Source organism: Vibrio panuliri, from assembly GCF_009938205.1.
In the GTDB taxonomy this organism is placed as follows: domain Bacteria; phylum Pseudomonadota; class Gammaproteobacteria; order Enterobacterales; family Vibrionaceae; genus Vibrio; species Vibrio panuliri.
On record NZ_AP019654.1, the window covers coordinates 2190819 to 2212567 of the forward strand.

Sequence of the window (21749 nt, forward strand, 5' to 3'; positions counted from 1 at the left end):
CTGACACTTGACGAAAAATTGACTGTTTATTCCATCAATAATAGTGCATTATTTCAGCGAAACATTTACTTACATTTATAATTTGCTGCTTGAATACGATGAAAAACAACAAAAACTCTGGTTTTACCCTTATAGAGCTAGTCGTCATAATTGTGATACTAGCAGTGTTGGCGGTGGTTGCCCTGCCACGATATTTAAACTACCAACGCGATGCTCATCTTGCCCGCGCGGATGCGGCTTTTGCCAGTTTGGATAATGCCATTCAGTTATATCACTCGAAATGGCTAACCCAAGGCGAAACAAAAGACGTGGTTGATTACGGGACTGGCGATATATACCCCTCAAGCACCGGCTACCCGCTGACAAAAGATCGCTCAACGAACCAAGGAACCGATCAAATTCATGGTAGTGATTGTCTCGATGTTTGGCAGTCGTTACTCAATACTGATCTAACCATCACACCACATAAAGACAGTGACCCTGTATACGGTAATAAAAACGATATTGTCTCTTGGTATACTGGAAACCAATGCTACTACTATTACACCAAGGGTTTTGAAGCGAAAGAGGAGCTACCTGCTCTCTACTACAATCCCGTGACTGGTGAAACCACGAGAAGCGTGGCGAAACCTTCCAAATAGCTTACGTGACATTTGACGCGCATCACTCTAAAATCACGCCTCCCTAACTGGAGGCGTTTTTTATGCGAGTTGTTTTGGGCCCTATGGAGGGCGTTTTGGATCACCTAATGCGTGAGATTCTCACCGACATCAATGACTACGATTTGTGTGTCACTGAGTTTGTGCGAGTTGTCGATCAACGCCTACCAGAACATGTATTTAAACGTCTCTGCCCTGAACTTGAGCAAGGATCACAAACCAAGTCGGGTGTGCCAGTCCACATTCAGTTACTTGGTCAAGACCCTCACTGGATGGCTGAAAACGCCGTCATGGCGGCAGAACTTGGCGCGAAAGGCATCGATTTAAACTTTGGCTGCCCCGCTAAACTGGTTAACAAGAGCAAAGGGGGCGCCGCTTTGTTGCAGCACCCTGAGCTGATTCATCGCGTTGTAAAAGCTTGTCGAGAAGCGGTTGATGAGCGCATTCCTGTCACAGCAAAGATTCGCCTTGGTTGGGAAAACCCTGATGACTGTTTTGAAATCGTTAGTGCCATTGAATCTGCTGGCGCTAACGAACTGACTGTTCACGCCCGCACCAAAGAAGGTGGATATAAAGCGAGTGAGATTAAGTGGGACTATATCAATCAAATTCGCCAACGTAGTTCGATTCCCTTAATCGCCAATGGTGAGATTTGGAACTATCAAGATGGTCAGAACTGTATTGCCACAACTGGCATCGATTCACTGATGGTATGTCGCGGCGCATTCAATGTGCCAAACCTTGGCAATGTCGTGAAACATAACGCCACTGTGATGCCATGGTCGGAAGTTGTCGAATTGATGTTGGTTTATTCACAATACGAAATCAAAGGCGACAAAGGGCTCTACTACCCAAACCGTATTAAACAATGGTTCGCATATTTGCGTAACCAATACCCTGAAGCTGCCGAGTTATTCCGTGAAATTCGCACTTTCAACAAAGCCGCGCCGATCGTTGAGCATCTGCAACGCTACCGCGATCAACTCGTCGCCGCATAACAAATAAAGCCCATCACTCGATGGGCTTTATTGTCTCTAGTCACGGGTATATAGACTGATATCTAATTCAACAACAGACTATCATCCGCCAACTCTTCACCTCGTACTTTGGAGAACATCTCCAGTAAATCAGGCACTCCCATATTTGCGCGCTGTTCACCCGTTACATCAAGAACAATCTCGCCTTGATGCAACATAACGGTTCGATCACCGCACGCTAATGCATCTTTCATTGAGTGAGTGACCATCATCACCGTAAGGTTAAATTCGGCTACGATACGCTTCGTGAGATCGATGATAAACGCTGCCATACGTGGATCGAGGGCTGCGGTGTGCTCATCAAGCAAAAGCAATTTACTGTCTGACAATGTTGCCATCACCAAGCTCACTGCTTGCCGCTGACCACCAGAAAGTAGACCAATGTTGTCCCCTAAACGATCTTCTAAACCTAACCCCAAAATACTGATGCGTTCTTGGAACAATTTACGTCGGTTGGTAGATAAGGAATGACTCCACCCTCGCCGCTTGCCACGCATATAAGCGAGTGCCATGTTCTCTTCAATGGTCAAGTCACCACACGTTCCAGCCAGCGGGTCTTGGAACACACGCGCACACCGAGTCGCCCGTTGCGCCACGGTTTGACGTGTCACATCTTGCTCATCAATCACTACCCGTCCGCCAACCATTGGGGTTTCACCAGTCACCGCACCTAATAAAGTCGATTTCCCCGCCCCATTGGAGCCGATCACAGTCAAAAATTGGTGTTCAGGCACCTCAAGACTCACTCCCTTCAAGGCCCGATTTTCCAAAATCGTGCCGGGGTTAAAAGTCACTTGAATATCATCTAAACGAATCATACCGCTTCTCCTGATCCTTTGGCGCCGGTGCTGCTGATACCGACGCTACGTGGCTTTTTTGCCCGATAATGGCTGCGAATCTTAGGGGCTATCAGTGCCATTGCGACCAATACCGCTGTGACTAAGTTGAGGTCTGACGCTTGCAAACCAAACATGCCAGTACTCAAGGCAAACGCCACCGCCAAACGGTAGAGAACCGAACCAACAATAACGGCAACCACCGCTATCCAGATTTTACGCCCCGGAATTAAGGTTTGTCCCAAAATCACCGCCGCAAGACCGACGACAATCGTACCCGTTCCTGAGGTCACATCCGCAAAGCTATTGGTTTGAGCAAACAGTGCACCAGCAAAACCAACAAAGCCATTAGAGAGCGCCAAACCGAAGTAGGTATAAAACGACGTACTCGCGCCTTGCGCTGAAACCATACGTGCATTCACGCCTGTCGCGCGCAGCCCCAAGCCAAAATCACTGTTTAGCAGCCTGACCACAAACCAAGCTGAAAACAGAACCAACACCCCAACCACCAGCGGGCGCATTAATACGGGATCACCCATAGTTTCAAACGGAGTCAAAATGGTTTCTTCCCCGAGTAACGCCATATTGGGCCGTCCCATAATGCGGATATTGATAGAAAATGCGGCGATCATGGTAAGAATTGAGGCTAATAGGTGCAAAATGCCACATTTAACCGCAAGAAAAGCCGTCACCCAGCCAGTCATGGCCCCAGCTATGATCGCCATGCCCGTCGCAACCCAAGGGTCGATACCAGCAACGATGGCTGTCGCGGCAACCGCAGCTCCCATGGGGAAGCTACCATCAACGCTCAGATCAGGAAAATCGAGTACGCGAAAGGTCAGGTAGACGCCAAGCGCCACCAAACCGTAGACAAGTCCTATTTCAAGCGCACCGAAAAAAGCAAAAGCAGACATAAAAACTCCCTTTCTGCTTAAGTAGGACGAGCGACAAAGCCACCCGCCCTATTTAATACGATGTCGGTTTACTTAACGCTTTTCGTTGCGCGCTCTAGAACAGATTGAGGAAGCTCAATGCCTAGCTTATCTGCCGCAGTAAGGTTGACCACAAGATCCGAACCTTTGGCGACTTTGACATCCAGCTCACCGGGTTGCTTACCCTCGAGGATCTCGGCAACGTAATCTGCCGTTTGAACCCCTACTTGGTAGTAGTCAAAACCTAAGCTGGCGATGGCACCTTTCTCAACATAAGACGTTGCCCCACCAAGGACTGGCGTTTTAGCTTGATTGGCAGCGACGATCATTCCTTCAATCGCACTTGCAACGGTATTGTCAGTTGGCGCATAGATAACATCTGATTTTGCCGCAATCGCTTGGGTTGCTGATTGAACATCCGCACTTTTTAGTGCTGTCGCCTCAACCACTTCAATACCTTGCTGCTGCGCGTGCTGTTTTAGCAACTCAACCAAAGTCACCGCATTGGCTTCACCCGGGTTAAACACTACGCCAATTGACTTCACATTCGGTAGGATCTCTTGAATCAACTGCACATGTTGACCAACGGGAGATAGGTCAGACAGACCAGTAACATTCTTACCCGGCTGCGCCAACTGGCTCACCAATTTGGCACCAACGGGGTCTGTCACAGCGGTAAAGACGACAGGAATATCCCGCGTCGCAGAGACAAGAGCTTGAGCGGTAGGCGTCGCGATACCAACCAAGACATCTGGTCTTTCACCCACATATTGGCGGGCAATTTGCACCGCTATAGCAGGGTTGCCCTGTGCTGTTTTGTAGTCAAAATCAAGATTCTTACCTTGTTCATAGCCTTTCGCTTTAAGGCCATCAACCAAACCTTGACGTGTTGCATCCAGTGCGGGGTGTTCAACAATTTGAGATACGGCAACTTTGGCTGTTTTTGCCATAACGCTTTGCGACGATAATAATGCGATACCTGCAAGAACGGCAGTTGCGATTGCTTTGCCTGCTTTCATCTTAACTCCTTGATTTAAGCAATGATGGGGATGTTGTGTTTTCGCCAATCGAGTTGGCTTTATATAATTAGTATTTTTCTGCGTACTTTTTGTACGTCACCATCATTATTACCAATAACTTCCTCAAATGGGAAGTGAGTTTTAACATCAAAGCAACAAAAATCAGCAAATCGCGATGTCTTAATCTGCCTGTCTATTCGCCTGAAGCAAAATGTTGCGTGGCGTCACGTCACGGCCACAAAACTCTCGTAGCGTGACTTGATAACCGTGTTGCTGCAAATAGATGGCTTTATCGAGTACAAGCCACAACTCCAGACCACGCTTAAACAGTTGCTGTACCAAGCTAAGTTTTTCCATACGCCAAAAGCGCAGTTCTCCTTTCGCCAGATATTCCTCACTGTCAAAGGCGGGTAACACTAAGTCTTTTTCTGTCGCTGCCCAGTGGCAAAATGACTCGAAGCCCTCACTCAGTTGCGATTTTTTAATGCTTGGAATCGGCACATATTCGGACAAAGCGAGTTTTTCTTGCAACAAAATATCGAAACCTAAACGGTAACTCATCTCCTCAAGTCGATGGCGTTTGACTCGCTCACCACCAGTCACCAACTCTTGCAATGGGATACGCAACTCTGACTTACTTAAACGCAATGCCGACTGTTTTGCCGGTTGCGACAGCGCTTGATAACTTTCTGATTGAATCAGATGATAACAACATGGTGACAGGCTGATTGCAGGCAATTGGCTCTTGACGGCTTTATCGATCAAACTGACATGCAGATCGCCGCAAGCATGCAATGCTACAGCGTGCTGTTGGCGATTAAAGACACCTATCGATTCTTCCGCAAACGCATCGCCTTGGATAAACTGCATGGGTAATTTCTGCTTAATCGCTTCGGCTTGCCCAGACTCACACAGTGCCTGTTGAAACTCAAAACTGGTGACTTTTTGTTGGCTTTGACTGGCGAGAATACGCCCGAGAAATCCTTTACCTGAACACCACTCCAACCATTCAGTCCCCGCTTTTAACTGCAGAGCAGACTCACCCATCGCGAGTATTTGTTGCAACTTACGTCCAGGAACACCGGTATCAATCCCCCGTTCCAGTTGTAAACCAGACAAAGAGACTTGCGGTAAACGAAGTTGCTCAAGGAAGTGAATCAACTTAGGGAAAAATGGGGCACAAGCTTGAGTTAATGCATCGCCATTTTGCTTGTAATACTCAACTTGCTGGGGAGTTAACTGACTAAGCCATTCACAAAGCGATGGATTGTGCTGTAACCAAGGCAAATGAGGTAGCTTTGAGGCAAAGAAGGGTTCAAAACGCCAATAATCTTGATATTGGGTTAGATAGGTATCTATGGAGTGAAACAGGTTTTGCATTCTTCCCTCTAGTTGGCGGCATTGCAAGCGCCAATTCTAGAGGGAAGTGCTCGATTTGAGTAGTCAATTATCGCACGGGTAGATCAATGTCTTTAAACATGTCTTCAATTTCGGCGTTTGACTTCAGTGACAGCGCCTGCTCCACGACAGGACGCGTAAGGTGCGGGGCAAAACGCTCCATAAAGTCAAACATGTAAGAACGAAGGAATGTACCACGACGGAAACCAATACTGGTGGTACTTGCGCCGAAGATATGGCTAGCATCAATAGCGACAAGATCATCATCTTGCTCCTTATCAATCGCCATACTTGCAATCACACCAACACCCATTCCCATACGCACGTAAGTCTTAATGACATCGGCATCGGTGGCGGTAAATACAACTCGTGGGGTTAAGCCCACTTTATTAAACGCAGTATCCAACTCAGAATGACCCGTAAAGCCAAACACATAGGTCACTAATGGGTAAGTCGCGAGATCTTCAATCGTGATGTGTGATTTCAGTGCTAGCGCGTGATCTTTGGGGACAACAATCGAGCGATTCCAGTGGTAACACGGCAGCATAATCGCATCCTGATACAGGTGCAGAGCTTCAGTAGCAATCGCGAAATTAGCCGTTCCTTTGGCAATCGCTTCGGACATTTGGCTTGGCGTACCTTGGTGCATGTGCAGCGACACTTTAGGGTAACGCGCCGTAAAGCCCTTAATCACATCCGGAAGCGCGTAGCGGGCCTGAGTATGAGTGGTCGAGATGTTGAGTGTTCCCATTTCTGGATGGGTGTGTTCACCAGCCACTGCTTTGATGCTTTCCACGCGAGCTAGAATTTCTTGTGAGATACGAATGATCTCTTCGCCGGCAGAAGTTACTTGAGTTAAATGCTTACCGCTGCGCTCAAAGATTTGAATACCTAACTCATCTTCAAGTAAGCGAACCTGTTTGCTAATACCAGGTTGTGAAGTGTACAAACTCTCAGCGGTCGCTGAGACATTCAAATTATGGTTAACTACTTCAACAATGTACTTCAGTTGTTGTAACTTCATTCTTTGGCCTCGTAATCCCTTATCGATATGCTGGTGAATATAACCAAGTTAGGTAGCAACTATGATTGGTTAAATGATTCGCTACATAGTTTATAATATTTAGTTATAACGTCTCTTTAGGTAAATTGGTAGTTAAATTGCTAGTTTGCCCGATACACAATAAGCAATTGAGGTTTACATAAACGAATTTTGCAATCGAAAGCTCAGTTTCTAACCTAAAAACTGTTTTTCGATGTCAATCGCACATTCATCAGTGTGATAATAGTTTGTGTGTAGGAAGTTTTGGTGCCGTCAGTCTACAGAATCGTGTATTCTTATCGGCTAGCCGTAGTAAACATAAGATAACGGAATTTATGAATATTGGTTTAATCATTGCTCTTGTAGCGATTTTGTTGGTACTCGTGCTGGGTTACAACATCATCCTGCAGTACAACGCAAAAGTCGCCACAGCGAAAAAGCAAGAAAGTGCACGTTATATCGCGATTATCGATGCCACCGAAGAGCTGATCGGACACGCCCATCACATGCCGTACAGCAAGAGCCTGCTGCTTTGCCTGAACAACCGTATTCTTGATGCTGTGCAAAATATGCATGAGCTTGATCCTAAGAACAAGCAACTAGAACAGCGGGTTGAGCATGTAAAACAGCAAATCGAAAACTTGCGAGAAAACTTCCAAGGTGGCGAAAGCGCAGCGTTTAAGGTGCCAAGCAATGACAAACAAGCGATTGTGATGCTGAAACTGGTGAAACGCCTACGCGATACAATTCGCAACGAACACAACAAAGGTCGTTTTGATACCGAAGCCTATGTTGCAGAAAACGCACGCCTCGAGACCATTCAAATTCGTATTAACATCGAAAACGTCATCAAGCGTTCAAATGATGCGATTGTACGTGGACAACCAGGCACTGCCATTCAGTTACTGCGTAAAGGGCTTGATGTACTGAGTACTAAAAATGACCCATACTCAGTGCAAGCTAAAGAGAAGTTAAAAACCATGTTTGACGACCTCGAAAAACGCCGTCAGACTCAAAACGCATCTGAGCAACAACAAATCCTCGACAAACAGCGCGAAGAGGATATGGACGTGCTCTTTGGTGAAAAGAAAAAGTGGTAATATAATCACTATTATTGTTTTAAAAGGTCGCAACTGCGGCCTTTTTTTATAAGAAGTAAAGTCATGCAATCACTAGAACAATACCAACAACTGCTCACACCAATAAACCAGTTTCTACACTGCCCCACCCCCGATGCGTGGATTAAAAAAGCCAGTCAACCTGACAGCTTGGCAACCATACTGATCGATCATCTACTTTGTGAGTTAAAGGCAGGGCAATCTGCAATGTTCCTTATTCGCAAATATGCCGTCGATAAAAGTAGCGCGCACAATCTCTTAGACTGGTTTAAGCCCTACGAAGATTTTGCTTATCGCGGAATCGGCTCCCTCGCCACATTGAAAGGAAAGAGTCATATCTCCAAAGCGATAATGGCAAAATCAGACTCACCGTATAGCCAAGGTCTGATCGACAAAATGATGCTTCTGATTAAAGAGGAGCTACATCATTTCTATCAAGTGCTGGAAATCATGGAAAGTCGCGGTATTGCCTATGAGCCTATTCCAGCCAGTCGCTATGCCAAAGGGCTAATCTCGAAAATGGCAACTCACGAGCCGCAAACGTTGGTGGATAAGTTGATTATTGGTGCCTATATCGAAGCCCGATCCTGTGAGCGTTTTGCCAAACTTGCCCCCTACATGGATGATGACATAGCCAAGTTCTACATCTCGCTACTGCGCTCTGAAGCGCGTCACTATCAAGATTACTTAGTGTTAGCGCAAGAAATCGCGGGGAAAGACATTTCTGAGCGTATCGCGATGTTTGGTCGAGTAGAAGCAGAGCTGATCTCAACTGCGGATAACGACTTTAAGTTTCATAGTGGTGTGCCGAACCCAACTTAACCATGGTTAAAAAGTAAAAAAGGTCAGCGTTTGCTGACCTTTTGCTTTCTGTTCGAATCAATTACGCCAAAGTGGCATTAATCGCGGCTAATACTGCGGCAGGATCGGCGGCTTGAGTAATAGGACGACCAATCACAAGGTAATCTGAGCCTGCTTGGATAGCTTCTACCGGTGTCATAATGCGTTTCTGGTCGCCTTGATCAGAACCCGCAGGGCGGATGCCCGGAGTGATCAATTTAAACTCTTGCCCCAACTCTGCTTTCAACATTGAAGATTCATGAGCAGAACATACCACGCCATCTAGACCCGCATTTTTGGTTAGGTTAGCAAGGCGAATCACTTGATCTTTCGGTGCCATATCTAAGCCAATTCCGGCAAGATCTGGTTGCTCCATGCTAGTCAGTACCGTTACACCAATCAGCAGTGGACGGTCTTTACCATATGGCTCAAGAATTTCACGAGATGCCGCCATCATGCGCTCACCGCCACTCGCGTGAACGTTCACCATCCATACACCCATTTCTGCTGCTGCGCGAACTGCTTTAGAGCAGGTATTGGGAATATCATGGAACTTAAGGTCAAGGAACACGGAAAAGCCACGTTGATGAAGCTCTTTGACGAAATCAGGACCAAACAGCGTAAACATCTCCTTACCTACTTTTAGACGGCATGACGCTGGGTCAATACGGTCAACAAAAGCTAATGCATCCGCACGGTTGTCATAATCCAATGCCACAATGACTTTTTGGTCGATCATCTCATCTCCTAATTAACTTATCGCTATCAATTTTGTTGTGCTTAAAAAAATGCAGTTACTGAAAAGCAACTGCATTAAAAAAATAGTTTATTCACCGTCTAAACCACGGATTGGCTTGATCGTCCCCCATCCTTTACATGAAGGACAGTGCCAATACATTGAATGTGTTGAGAACCCACATTTACGACAGCGGTAGTGAGGTTTCACTTTCAGTTGCTCACCCACCAACTTTTGTAAGGTCGCCAAACTCTCTTTTGCTCGGCCCTCTTCCGCATTCATCAGGTGATAGTCCATCAAGCGGAAGAAGCCTTTCATGGTTGGGTTCTTAACTAACTGACGAGTTAGAAGCTCTTGAGCCGCGCCCGAACCATCATGCTGCGCAACCAACTGCGCTAACATTAGCTCTGCAGATACACCGGACTTGTTAGCAATACATTGGCGTAAGAAATCAAGCAACTCATCTTCTTGTCCAAGATGATGATAACAGTCGGCTAATGTTGGCAGCACTTCACTGACAAAGTCTGAATCTTGGTCGAGTACCATCGTCATGTATTTGATGGTATGCAGGTAATCTTCACTTTCAAGGTAGAGCTTACCCAAGGCAATGCTTGCCCGCACGCACTTAGGATCTTCACTTAGAGCGCGCTTGAAATGGCTGATTGCTTGGCTACGCTCACCTTCCGCTTGGTCTTGCATCGCCATTTCACAGTAGAAGTGCGCGATACTCACTCGCATGCGTTTGCGCCCCAACTTATAAAGCTGGGTCGCGTAATAGATGGCTTTCTGCCATTCGCGTGTTTGCTGGTAAATCGCCACCAGTTGTTGCAGGGCTGCTTCACGATGATCCGGCTCTTCAACCAGTTGCTCGAAAATCTTCTCGGCGCGGTCTAAGAAACCCGATGCCATATAATCTTTCGCTAACTGCTGTAGGGCGATGTTTTTCTGATCGATGGTTAGACCCGAACGTGAAATGAGGTTTTGGTGGATACGAATTGCGCGGTCAACTTCACCGCGGGAGCGAAACAGGTTACCCAATGCCAAATGCGTATCTATGGTGTCATTGTCGACTTGAAGCAGCTCAATAAAGTGATCGACCGCTTTGTCAGATTGATCTGACAGCAGCAAGTTCAACCCCGTCACATATTGACGGGAGATCTGATTTGAGTGCTTCTGCTTGTCTTGCTGAGCGCTACGATTACCCATGTACCAGCCATAGGCTGCAGCAATCGGCAATAACAAGAAGAGTATTTCTAGCATTGAGGAAAAAGCCTACCAGTCTCGATTATGCTTTGCTTTGCTCGACCTCTGTCGAGGTTGGTGTTAGCTTTTTAAGTTGCTTATTCAGTTTGCGGACTTGCAGTTGAGACTTTAGATGAAGGCTGCCAAAGATAATCCATGCGATCGCAAAGCCTGTCACAAACACTACGCCAAGCAGCGTAGATAAGTGGAAATCGCCCTGAGCTAACAGGTAGTTAAATGTCACAACTGCTTGATTCTGCGAGCCTAAAGCTAACGCTATTAAGAACAAAGCTAATACGATAACGATTTTTATAATTTTCATAGTCCATTACCTATCCTAAAATCGATTGCTAAGATTATGCAGCAAAACGGACATTCAAACCACGGATATTAGCAATATTCTCGAATTTCGCTCTGAAGTGGCTATCTTATACTCAAATCGCGCGTCACAACGGTACGCGCTTCTCGAGTTTAAAACCGGACTTTGTCCTAAGAAAATCACACCCGCTGGCTTAACAGTTTTGCAATCAGTAAGTTATTTGCATCACGTATGGTCGGCAGTTGAAAACGAGCGTGAGTGATCTCCTCTAGGGTGACTTCACCAGTGATCAATTCTTCGCTAGCCCCAGCTTCAGCAATGACCTCACCATAAGCGTTTAAAATACGCGATCCACCCCAAAAACGACTAGTACCTTCCAAGGCACAACTATTTGCCATCAGTACAGGCACACCATACGTCATTGAGATGAAGTCTGTATTTGTTTTCCAACCGCTTGGATTTGAAAACTCATCGGAGACGATATCCGCAGCGGAGTTGATTGGTGCAAGCAGCAATGAAGGTCTATCGAGCATCGCTAAGTGTGGCAATGCAGGATTCCAGAGATCAGCACAAATCAAGGTGTGGATTGGCCACCCCTGTCGATGCTCACACATAGTCAACTCCGTCCCTTGACCATACCATTTGCCTTCTTCGAGACCACCATAGGTTGGCAAATTGATTTTACGATGCACGTGAATCACTTTACCACCACTGAGTAGCGCCTGTGCGTTGTAAAACTCACCCGGAGCAGCCTGTTCAATAAAGCCGACGCTGATTTGCATTTTGGGCGCGGCATCAGACAATTGACGAAAATAAGGGGAGTCTCGGTGTAGTGCGACTCGCGCAACATGTTGTTTGAGACTATAACCAGTTAATGAAAGCTCGGGGAAAAGCAAAACATCGGCGTCTTTTTTGCGTGCTTGCAAGATGAACTCTAAATGCTTTGCGATGTTCTCTTCAACCTCGCCCAGCACCGGAGCAATTTGCCCGACTGCCACTTTCAATCTGTTTCTTGTCATCGAGTATACCTTGAATCTCAAATAATAAAGGGCCAACACAAGTGTCGACCCTTTGACAGTAAGAGCGTGTGATTAGATCAGTTTGTTATCGATCAGAAATTGCTTGGCAACTGACTCAACACTTTTGCCTTCCACGTCAACTGCTGCGTTCAATGTTGCCATCACATCATCGTTAAGCAGTGCAGAAAGCGTGTTTAGCTGCTCAGCAAGGGCAGGATTGCTCTCCAACGTATCTTTACGTACCACAGGGGCAAGCGCATAGTTAGGGAAGAAGCCTTTATCATCTTGTAGCACTGCAAAATTAAATGCTTTGATGCGACCATCGGTTGCAAACACAAGTGAGATGTCTACATCACCATTTTTTAGTGCTTGATAAGTCAGACCTGAGTTCATCTTCTTGATGTTCTTGCGAGCAAACTTAAATTTGTACTCTTTCTGTAGCGGTTTTAGACCATCTGGGCGCGCTGCAAACTCGACGTTTGAAGCAAATACCGTATCTTTACCCTCGCCTTTTACGTAGTTCGCAAAGTCAGAGATAGAGACAATGTTCTTTTCAGCAGCATCAGTGGCACGCATTGCTAGTGCGTAAGTATTATTCGCTTTAGAAGGCGTTAGCCAAATCAAGCCTTTTTCACCATCAAGTTGCTTTACTTTGGCGTAAGCTTCTTCTGCTGACATGCGATCTTTGATCTTGTTGAACGTGATCAGAGATGTACCGGTGTACTCCCAGTAAAGATCGATTTGACCATTCTCCTGTGCTTTACGCAGCACTGTCGAACCCATGCCATCGCGCTTGTCGACTTTGTATCCTTTTTCGGCAAGATATTGCTCTGTCATTGAAGCAACAACCAGTTGCTCTGTGAAACCTTTACCACCAACGACCAAATCCGTTGCTTGAGCGAAAGTAGAGGTAAGCGCAATTAAAGCGGCGCTTAAAATAGGGGTAAATTTAGACATTTGTTTCAATCCTATATTCAAAGTTCTAATTATTGGTTTAAAAAGCGAATGCGGAAAATTCCGCTTAACTAGTTGCGTAGTGGGTTCACGCCTTTGCGGACGACAAGGAATGTTAGCATTCCTAGAACCATATCCATCACAACCGCAAGTGTGGCAGTTGGAATTGCACCTGCGAGCATCATGCTCAGCTCATCGAGGTCGATACCGGTGAAAATCAACTCACCTAACCCTGTGCCGCCGATTAAGAAAGCCAATGGCACAGTGCCGATATTGATGGCGAATGCAGTACGAATACCCGCCATAATTACAAACATTGCGTTGGGTAACTCAACCCGAATCAGCTGCTGAAATGGGGTCAACCCCATTCCGGTTGCCGCTTCTTTTAGATAGTCCGGAACAGAGATTAAGCCTGTGTAGGTATTGCGGACAATCGGTAAAATGGTCGCAATTGCGAGCGCAAAAATAGCGGGGGTATTGCCGATTCCCAGTAATGTCATTGATAACGCAAGCACTGCCAATGTTGGTACCGTAGTACCAATATTGAACACCTGCATTGCAGGTTCAGAATAGCGCTGCATCGAAGGACGGCTCAACCAAATACCGGCGGGAATACCAATGCATACGGCAATCGAACCAGAGATTAGCGTCAGTTTGATATGCTCACCGGCAAGGTAAGCAATATCTTCGCTGTAATACATAAACTCTTCGATAAAGCCGTTCGCTTGCAGACTCGAACCGAGCCAGAAAGCGGCGATCAATGCGACGAACAATAGGGCGTTACGAATCTTTTCTTGCTTCATAGCCTACCCTTTCGTTTGATATTTCGCGCCCAAATGGTGCGTGATACCACGTTGTGATACCTCGCCGCACAAGCGACCTTGCTGGTCAACAACGGGTAACCAAGATAAGTCGTAAGCAAACATTTTGGAGACCACAGAGCGCAGATCCTCGTCACGCTTAATCACCGCTTGGATACCGGCATAGTGCTCGCCACATAGACCACGGTATGACAAAGACATCTCTTTGGTGATGATGCCCACTGGCTGATGTTGCTTGTTAACCTTAACAATCATGCCATGTCCATACTCTTCCATCTTCTTCGCTGCTTCTTGCAAGGTCTCACCCGCAGTCACAACTGGGACGTGAGTTTCCATAACCTCGCCTGCAGTAGCCAATTGCAGACGTTTAAGCGTGCGGTCACTACCAACGAAGTCCGCAACAAAGTCTGTTTCTGGCTGAGCAAGCAAGCGGTCTGGACTTGAGAATTGCTCAAGTTTACCACCGCGGAAAATCGCGATTTTATCCGCCATCTTCACCGCTTCATCGATATCGTGTGATACGAACATGATGGTCTTTTTGAGTTCCTTGTTCATTTTCAGGAACTCTTCTTGAATAGCATCACGGTTAATTGGGTCGATAGCGCCAAATGGCTCATCCATTAATAACACGGGCGCATCGGCGGCTAAGGCACGAATCACACCAACACGTTGTTGTTGACCACCAGATAACTCATTAGGAAAACGCTTCATAAACGTGTTTGGGTCAAGCGCCACCATATCAAGGAGATCTTTTGCACGCTGTTTACAACGCTCTGCATCCCATCCCATTAGCTTTGGCACCAAGCAGATGTTCTCTTCAATGGTCATGTTTGGAAACAAGCCAGTTTGCTGAATCACATAGCCAATGTTACGACGTAGCGTAACAGTATCGATGCCCGTGGTATCTTCACCGTTAATCAATACTCGACCCGATGTCGGGGTAACCAAACGGTTGACCATTTTTAATGTAGTGGTTTTGCCACAGCCTGATGGACCAAGCAGTACACAAATCTCACCTGTTGGCACTTCCATGCTGATGTGGTCAGCAGCCATAATCACACCCTGAGGCGTTTCGAAAATCTTGGTTAGGTTTTCTAGTTGGATCATAAAATCAGTCTCTTCGAATCTGTTCGTCTCACAAGGAGTTAGCTATTAATCACAACACCATTGGGTGTTAGTTTTTTCTGCACTCTAGCTAAGCCACTATCAGCAATAATCGCCAATAAGCTCACCGCAAAAGCACCCACGATCAGTTGGCGTGGATCAGACTGGCTGATGCCCCTTGCGATAAAAGTGCCTAACCCACCCGCGCCGATATAGGTAGCAATGGCCATTACACCAATGTTCATCACCACGGCCATTCTGACCCCTGCCATAATGACGGGAATAGCCAATGGGATTTCTACCAAACGTAAACGCTGGAGACTGGTCAGCCCCATACCTCGCGCCGCTTCGCGCAGCGATGGATCAACGTTGTTGATCGCGGTATAGGTATTTCGAATGATCGGTAACTGCGAATAGAGCAGCACCGCAATAACAGCTGGTAGATAACCGATGCCCTGACCGATAAGAGAAAGCGCAGGAATCATGATGCCAAATAGGGCTATCGATGGGATGGTTATCACTATCGAAGCAACGTATAAAACGATATTCGCTGCTCGTTGATTTTGGGTGATCGCGATACCAATTGGCACGCCAGTAATAATCGCTAACCCCACTGCGAGGCTAACTAACGATAGGTGTTCTACCGTTCTCGATACGATGATCTCCCAATTTTCCAGACAAAAAGTTAATACTTCCAAATTAAACCTCTGGATAAATGTTGAATAAGGGCTAATTGGCCCGAGAAAGGATGTAGATTTAGTCGTGCGCTCAGCACGCTAGTTAGACAAATTTTCTGCACTCTGTAGTGTTAGTTTCACGATGGTCGTGAACGTTTTATGTGTCTAAGAAAAGACTAAAAGGCAGAATATTATCAGTGGAGTTTATGAACGACTCCGAATTACAGCGCGGAAAATAATATCAATACATTATTTTTTGTCAAATCCATCAATAATTTTTGTCTTAAGATCACAGTTCTCTGGAAATTCTCATCGAGTGATAAAGATCAAGAATTGGACAAAAATAGTGGTCTGACTTCTAATTTTGAATAAAAAAACGGCACACCAAAAGGCATGCCGTTTCATAGCAAGAAATCGATTTTTTTTGTTTTCGTCAAGAAAACTGTACTAAACGCCGGTTTTGTTAACCTAGGTTTACGCGTTCACGCAACTCTTTGCCTGGTTTAAAGTGAGGGACATATTTACCCTCTAACTCAACCTTCTCACCCGTTTTGGGGTTACGTCCAACACGCGGTTCACGGTAGTGAAGCGAGAAACTGCCGAACCCACGGATCTCAATACGTTCGCCTTTCTCAAGTGTTGATGCCATATGCTCAAGAATGTCTTTTACCGCATCTTCGACTTCTTTAGCAGATAGATGAGTTTGCTCAGCGCAAAGTCTTTCAATCAGTTCAGACTTAGTCATAGTTTCCCTCGTAGAGTAATTTATCACTTATTATAGTAACTAATACCAATTCCAACAAACACTTGCTACTAATTCTAGACAATATTTGCACAAGATGTGCAAATATGAATCGCTTTCTTAATAACCAGTTGCAGAAATTGGTATTAGCCCACACAAATAAAAAAGGAGCCTTTCGGCTCCTTTTTGCTTAAAGGGAATTAAATTATTCGCCTTTAGCTGCTTTGAAAGCGTCTGCCATAGCGTTACCGAATGCAGCGTCATCTTGTTTGTTGATAGATGCCATTGCTTCTTGCTCTTCAGCTTCGTCTTTAGCTTTGATAGATAGGTTGATTACGCGGTTCTTACGGTCAACACCAGTAAATTTCGCTTCAACGCTGTCACCAACGCTTAGGATTAGAGATGCGTCTTCTACGCGGTCACGTGCAACTTCAGATGCACGGATGTAGCCTTCAACGCCTTCTTCTAGCTCAACAGTTGCGCCTTTAGCGTCTACTGCAGTTACAGTACCGTTAACTAGAACGCCTTTCTTCTTCTCTGCAACGTAAGCATTGAATGGGTCATTTTCCATTTGCTTAACGCCTAGAGAGATGCGCTCACGCTCTGCGTCTACTGCTAGAACAACTGCAGAGATCTCGTCGCCTTTCTTGTACTCACGTACAGCTTCTTCGCCTGGAACGTTCCAAGAGATGTCAGATAGGTGAACTAGACCGTCGATGCCGCCTTCTAGACCGATGAAGATACCGAAGTCAGTGATTGACTTGATCTTACCAGTAACTTTGTCGCCTTTAGCTTGCGCTTCAGCGAAAGACTGCCAAGGGTTAGCTTTGCACTGTTTTAGACCTAGAGAGATACGACGACGTTCTTCGTCGATCTCAAGAACCATAACCTCAACTTCGTCGCCAACATTAACAACTTTAGATGGGTGGATGTTCTTGTTAGTCCAATCCATTTCAGAAACGTGAACTAGACCTTCAACGCCTTCTTCGATTTCAACGAAGCAGCCGTAGTCAGTTAGGTTAGTTACACGACCAGAAAGCTTGTGACCTTCTGGGTAACGCTTAGCGATTGCTACCCATGGATCTTCGCCTAGTTGCTTAAGACCTAGTGATACGCGAGTACGCTCACGGTCGAACTTAAGAACTTTAACTAGGATTTCGTCACCTACGTTAACGATTTCTGATGGGTGCTTAACGCGTTTCCATGCCATATCAGTGATATGTAGAAGACCGTCAACACCACCTAGATCAACGAATGCACCGTAGTCAGTAAGGTTCTTAACGATACCTTTAACTTCTGCGCCTTCTTGTAGGTTTTCTAGTAGCTCATCACGCTCTACGCTGTTTTCAGATTCGATAACTGCGCGACGAGAAACAACTACGTTGTTACGCTTCTGGTCAAGCTTGATAACTTTGAACTCAAGTTCTTTGTTTTCTAGGTGAGCTGTATCACGGATAGGACGTACGTCTACTAGTGAACCTGGTAGGAACGCACGGATACCGTTAAGTTCAACAGTGAAACCGCCTTTAACTTTACCGTTGATGATACCAACAACAGTTTCAGCTTCTTCGTAAGCTTTCTCAAGAACGATCCAAGCTTCGTGACGCTTCGCTTTCTCACGAGAAAGTTGAGTTTCACCGAAACCGTCTTCTACTGCGTCTAGAGCAACATCAACTTCAGAACCAACTTCAACTTCAAGTTCGCCAGCAGCGTTCTTGAACTGTTCAGCAGGGATTGCAGACTCAGACTTAAGACCAGCGTCAACAAGAACGTAACCGTTCTCGATAGCTACTACAGTACCTTTAACGATAGTACCTTGTTGGAATTCAGTCTCGTTTAGAAACTCTTCAAAGAGTTGAGCAAAAGATTCAGTCATTTATTTAATCTTCAATAAATTAAACGTCCACGGGTATCCTACCTCATGGGGTTATTAAATTCGCCAGTCATCATCCATGCGACCAACGCTCTGAGCTGACCCCGCTAATTACGCAGTCAGTTTAGATTCAATATATTGTAGTGCTTTTTCGACTACTTCGTCGATACTCATCGACGTCGAGTCAAGCAACAGCGCGTCCTCTGCAGGGCGTAATGGTGCCACTGGGCGATTACGATCTCGGTCGTCTCGCTCTTGGATCTCGCTTAAAAGGTCAGCAAATTTAACATCTAACCCTTTATCTTGCAACTGTTTAAGACGTCGCTCGGCACGTTCTTCTGCACTCGCATCCAAGAAGATTTTTACTTCTGCTTGCGGGAATACAACCGTACCCATATCACGACCATCAGCAACTAAGCCTACGCCTTCAGCGAAAGCACGTTGGCGGCGCAATAGCGCTTCGCGCACGCGTGGCAAAGCGGCAACTTTAGACGCAGCCATGCCCGTTTCTTCTTTGCGCAGTTCGCCTGAAACATCTTCACCTTCAAGGATAACTTTCACCAAGTCACCTTCGGCAATAAACTGCACATCAAGATGGGTAGCTAATGCAACTAAGGCATCTTCAGACTCAAGGTCGACGGTATGATGAATTGCTGCCAATGCCAGTACTCGGTAGATCGCACCAGAGTCAAGCAAGTGAAAGCCAAGTTTATTCGCCAACTGCATGCAAAGCGTGCCTTTGCCCGCACCACTTGGTCCATCAACAGTTATAACCGGTGTATGAGAGGACATGAAATACTCCAAGTTGCTCCTCGTCAGAGCAAACGGCCCTGACTTTTTCGGCGGGAAATTATAGAGCTAAATGGAGTCAGGTTCTAGGGAAGTTTTTGATTAAATCACGATTCGGAAGTTGAGAATCGCGAACCTAAGAAGCGTGAGCACTTCTTAGGCTCACGCTGATTAAAGCTTTATCCGCGCAACATTTTTCGCTACGGTCGCTTCACCAATACCACTGACCTTCGCCAAATCATCAATTTTCTCAAATGCCCCATGTTGCTGGCGATACTCAACAATGGCCTGCGCTTTTTTAAGCCCAATCCCTTGGAGTAAGTCTGCTATTTCTTGGGCGGATGCTTGATTAACATTGACGACAACCTCGATTCCCTCATATTTCGGGTTCTCTTTTGGCTGCTCATCAGCGAGTGCAAATGTCGAGGTCAAAGCGAGTAGAAACGTGACAAACAAAGTTGTGATTCTCATTGCGATTCCTTTTGTTGGGAGAGTTCGCAACCACGATAAACCTTGTTGATACCGCTTGTTAATTTCAACTGTGAGAAACGAAACGGGCTACCGAAGTAGCCCGTTTTGATAAGAATGTAACTTACAACGATACGTCTTACTGAGTCACAGCAAAATATTCAATATCGGTTGTTTTACGCAAAATGCTGATCACACCACTTAGGGTCTGCTGAGCATTCATTTGCATTAACTGGTTAGCGATTTGCTCATTGTACTGAGTAGAAAAGACGTCAGAAACGGCATCTAGCTCAACAACAACCACGTCACCGTTGAATGACTTAGATTGTGCATAACCAACACTACCTTCAGCAGGTTTAGGCATCGCAAACACAACTTTTGCCAATGGTGAACTACGGTCGATAGTCTCTACCTCACCAAATGCTAGACCATTGTCAGCCAACACATCGGTATTGCCAGCTTTCAGCTCACTTACCACCTTAGTCGCTAACTCAATCGCTTGCTGTTCGCCTTTCACACGTGATAGCTGAGCAATCACTTGCTCACGAACTTCCTCAAGCGGAAGGACTGTTTCATCACGAGTATCGTCAACACGAACCACCATTACATGCTCAGGAGCTACTTCGATCACTTCTGAGTTCAAACCATCTTCACGAACTTCAGGGCTTAGAATCGCTTGCATCACTGCTGGAGTCTTAAGCAATTCTGGCGCATCCATTTGAGAGATAAAGTCTGTGGTCACAATCTTAGCGTTAATTGCTTGCGCAGCATCATCAAGTGAATCAGGGAACTCAAACGCCACACGCTCTAGTTCGCTTTGCAGTTCATAGAACTCATCTGCCGCTTGCTGGTCACGTAAATCTTGCTTAATGCTCTCAGCAACTTCTTGGTATGGTTTTGCTTGAGAATCTTTCAGTTCATCCAACTTAATGATGTGGTAACCAAAGTCAGACTTAACAAGCCCAGTCACATCACCTACTTTCGCTAGAGCAAATGCTGCTTCTTCGAACGCAGGGTCCATCACACCGCGCTCAATCCAGCCTAGTGAACCACCTTCTTCTGCACTGCCGATATCTTCAGATTTTTCTTCAGCTAACGTTGCAAAATCTGCACCTGCATTCAGCTCGTCAAGAATCGCTTGTGCTTTCGCTTCATCATCGCCTTGTACCAGAATGTGGCTAACTTTACGTTGCTCATCTGAAGAGTACTTGTCTAAGTGCTCTTGGTAGTACTGTTGCGCCTGCTCGTCACTCACTTGAATGTTGCTCTTAATCGAATCTGCCGACAGTTCGATGTAAGACACTTTCGCTTGCTCTGGACGAGTATAACGCTCTGGATTCTGCTCGTAGTATTGCTGAATTTCTTCTTCGCTCAGCTCTACTTTTGCCGCAAAATCCGCTAACGCAAGGTTAATTGTTTTAACTTCACGAGTTTGGAGGATAAGTTGGCTTTGCGCAGACACTTCACTTGGTAGAGTGAAGTCACTGGCTTGCATAGCAGTTAGTAACTGGTTACGTACCAAATCACGACGTAGTGATTCAGCAAAGCTCTCAGGGCTGTAGCCCGCACGACGCAATGCTGATTGGTAAACATCTTGGCTAAACTGTCCATCAACTTGGAACTGTGGCATCGCTAGAATCAGTTCACGCACTTGACCATCGCTCACGCGCATGCCCAAAGTTCTTGCGTGTTGCTCTAGCAACGCGTCGTTAACCATACGATCCAAAACTGACTTGCGGAATGACGCAACGTAGCTAGGGTCAGCTAGCATGTTTGAGAAATAATCGCCAAGTTGAGCTTGCATGCGATTACGTTCGTTTTGGTATGCCTGTTCGAACTGACCACGACTGATTTCGACATTGCCTACTTTCGCGGCAACATCGTTGCCACCACCGACGATGTAACTACCTACACCAGCGAATACGAAAGATAAGATAATCAGGCCAAGGATAATTTTAACCGCGATGCTATTCACGCCCTCGCGCAATCGATCCATCATACTTTTGTTACTCTCCGCGAATGACCCGTACACACCTCTGAGTGAGGAAATACGATGTTCATTATTAATTTAAAATTCAGTAGCGCGATAATATCAGAAAAAGAAATGCGCATCAGTAGGATGCG

At 45.9% G+C, this 21749-nt stretch carries 22 protein-coding genes; 4 read left to right on the forward strand and 18 right to left on the reverse strand.

Annotated elements, in window-relative coordinates:
* Positions 1 to 98: 98 nt before the first annotated feature.
* Positions 99 to 641, forward strand: a complete 543-nt coding sequence (locus GZK95_RS09920) for a type II secretion system protein (protein WP_075716572.1) — start codon at positions 99 to 101, stop codon at positions 639 to 641.
* A 62-nt stretch (positions 642 to 703) separates the two neighbouring features.
* Positions 704 to 1657: a tRNA dihydrouridine(16) synthase DusC gene (gene dusC / locus GZK95_RS09925; protein WP_075708230.1), complete on the forward strand. Its 954-nt coding sequence runs from the start codon at positions 704 to 706 to the stop codon at positions 1655 to 1657.
* A gap of 62 nt (positions 1658 to 1719) precedes the next feature.
* Here the strand turns inward: dusC and GZK95_RS09930 are convergent, their stop codons facing one another.
* The 5 genes from GZK95_RS09930 to cysB form a co-directional block, all read right to left on the reverse strand.
* Positions 1720 to 2514, reverse strand: coding sequence for an ABC transporter ATP-binding protein (locus GZK95_RS09930; RefSeq protein WP_075708232.1), 795 nt, complete (start codon positions 2512 to 2514; stop codon positions 1720 to 1722).
* Positions 2511 to 3446, reverse strand: coding sequence for an ABC transporter permease (locus GZK95_RS09935; RefSeq protein ID WP_075708234.1), 936 nt, complete (start codon positions 3444 to 3446; stop codon positions 2511 to 2513). Before GZK95_RS09935 ends, GZK95_RS09930 begins: the two co-directional genes overlap by 4 nt.
* A 68-nt stretch (positions 3447 to 3514) precedes the next feature.
* The gene (locus GZK95_RS09940) at positions 3515 to 4483 is read right to left on the reverse strand and encodes an ABC transporter substrate-binding protein (protein ID WP_075716571.1); all 969 of its coding nucleotides are present in this window, start codon (positions 4481 to 4483) and stop codon (positions 3515 to 3517) included.
* A 180-nt stretch (positions 4484 to 4663) separates the two neighbouring features.
* Positions 4664 to 5863 carry a methyltransferase gene (locus GZK95_RS09945; protein ID WP_075716570.1) on the reverse strand — a complete coding sequence of 400 codons (1200 nt, stop codon included), beginning with the start codon at positions 5861 to 5863 and terminating at the stop codon, positions 4664 to 4666.
* A gap of 67 nt (positions 5864 to 5930) precedes the next feature.
* Positions 5931 to 6905 carry an HTH-type transcriptional regulator CysB gene (gene cysB / locus GZK95_RS09950; protein WP_075708240.1) on the reverse strand — a complete coding sequence of 325 codons (975 nt, stop codon included), beginning with the start codon at positions 6903 to 6905 and terminating at the stop codon, positions 5931 to 5933.
* Between the two features lie 353 nt (positions 6906 to 7258).
* Between cysB and GZK95_RS09955 the strand changes: the two genes are divergently transcribed.
* Together GZK95_RS09955 and miaE are read left to right on the forward strand one after the other, a co-directional pair.
* A complete protein-coding gene (locus tag GZK95_RS09955) occupies positions 7259 to 8023 on the forward strand; it encodes a DNA repair protein (RefSeq protein WP_075708242.1) in 765 nt (254 codons plus the stop codon).
* A gap of 63 nt (positions 8024 to 8086) precedes the next feature.
* A complete protein-coding gene (gene miaE, locus GZK95_RS09960; RefSeq protein WP_075716569.1) occupies positions 8087 to 8863 on the forward strand; it encodes a tRNA isopentenyl-2-thiomethyl-A-37 hydroxylase MiaE in 777 nt (258 codons plus the stop codon).
* 61 nt (positions 8864 to 8924) lie between these two features.
* Here the strand turns inward: miaE and pyrF are convergent, their stop codons facing one another.
* The 13 genes from pyrF to ppiD all read right to left on the reverse strand — a co-directional run bounded on the left by pyrF (position 8925) and on the right by ppiD (position 21624).
* Positions 8925 to 9620 carry an orotidine-5'-phosphate decarboxylase gene (gene pyrF / locus GZK95_RS09965; RefSeq protein WP_075708246.1) on the reverse strand — a complete coding sequence of 232 codons (696 nt, stop codon included), beginning with the start codon at positions 9618 to 9620 and terminating at the stop codon, positions 8925 to 8927.
* An 87-nt stretch (positions 9621 to 9707) separates the two neighbouring features.
* Positions 9708 to 10877, reverse strand: coding sequence for a lipopolysaccharide assembly protein LapB (gene lapB / locus GZK95_RS09970; protein WP_075716568.1), 1170 nt, complete (start codon positions 10875 to 10877; stop codon positions 9708 to 9710).
* A gap of 25 nt (positions 10878 to 10902) precedes the next feature.
* Positions 10903 to 11181 carry a LapA family protein gene (locus GZK95_RS09975; protein ID WP_075708250.1) on the reverse strand — a complete coding sequence of 93 codons (279 nt, stop codon included), beginning with the start codon at positions 11179 to 11181 and terminating at the stop codon, positions 10903 to 10905.
* A 176-nt stretch (positions 11182 to 11357) separates the two neighbouring features.
* Positions 11358 to 12197, reverse strand: a complete 840-nt coding sequence (locus GZK95_RS09980) for a nitrilase-related carbon-nitrogen hydrolase (RefSeq protein ID WP_075708252.1) — start codon at positions 12195 to 12197, stop codon at positions 11358 to 11360.
* Positions 12198 to 12269: 72 nt separating this feature from the next.
* On the reverse strand, positions 12270 to 13154 hold the full coding sequence (locus GZK95_RS09985) for a glycine betaine ABC transporter substrate-binding protein (RefSeq protein ID WP_075716567.1): 885 nt from the start codon (positions 13152 to 13154) through the stop codon (positions 12270 to 12272).
* 68 nt (positions 13155 to 13222) lie between these two features.
* A complete protein-coding gene (locus GZK95_RS09990) occupies positions 13223 to 13954 on the reverse strand; it encodes an ABC transporter permease (protein ID WP_075716566.1) in 732 nt (243 codons plus the stop codon).
* Between the two features lie 3 nt (positions 13955 to 13957).
* Entirely contained in the window at positions 13958 to 15079 is a 1122-nt protein-coding gene (locus GZK95_RS09995; protein WP_075716565.1) for an ABC transporter ATP-binding protein, read from the reverse strand.
* A gap of 38 nt (positions 15080 to 15117) precedes the next feature.
* Complete coding sequence (locus GZK95_RS10000; RefSeq protein WP_075708260.1) at positions 15118 to 15774, reverse strand: ABC transporter permease; 657 nt, start codon at positions 15772 to 15774, stop codon at positions 15118 to 15120.
* 442 nt (positions 15775 to 16216) lie between these two features.
* The gene (ihfB, locus tag GZK95_RS10005; RefSeq protein ID WP_075708262.1) at positions 16217 to 16498 is read right to left on the reverse strand and encodes an integration host factor subunit beta; all 282 of its coding nucleotides are present in this window, start codon (positions 16496 to 16498) and stop codon (positions 16217 to 16219) included.
* Between the two features lie 202 nt (positions 16499 to 16700).
* Positions 16701 to 18371 (reverse strand): 30S ribosomal protein S1, encoded by a 1671-nt coding sequence (gene rpsA, locus GZK95_RS10010; RefSeq protein WP_075708264.1) that lies wholly within the window; start codon positions 18369 to 18371, stop codon positions 16701 to 16703.
* A 108-nt stretch (positions 18372 to 18479) separates the two neighbouring features.
* Entirely contained in the window at positions 18480 to 19160 is a 681-nt protein-coding gene (gene cmk / locus GZK95_RS10015) for a (d)CMP kinase (RefSeq protein ID WP_075716564.1), read from the reverse strand.
* A gap of 168 nt (positions 19161 to 19328) precedes the next feature.
* Positions 19329 to 19628 carry a ComEA family DNA-binding protein gene (locus tag GZK95_RS10020; RefSeq protein ID WP_075708269.1) on the reverse strand — a complete coding sequence of 100 codons (300 nt, stop codon included), beginning with the start codon at positions 19626 to 19628 and terminating at the stop codon, positions 19329 to 19331.
* 136 nt (positions 19629 to 19764) lie between these two features.
* A complete protein-coding gene (gene ppiD / locus GZK95_RS10025; protein WP_075716563.1) occupies positions 19765 to 21624 on the reverse strand; it encodes a peptidylprolyl isomerase in 1860 nt (619 codons plus the stop codon).
* Positions 21625 to 21749 lie beyond the last annotated feature (125 nt).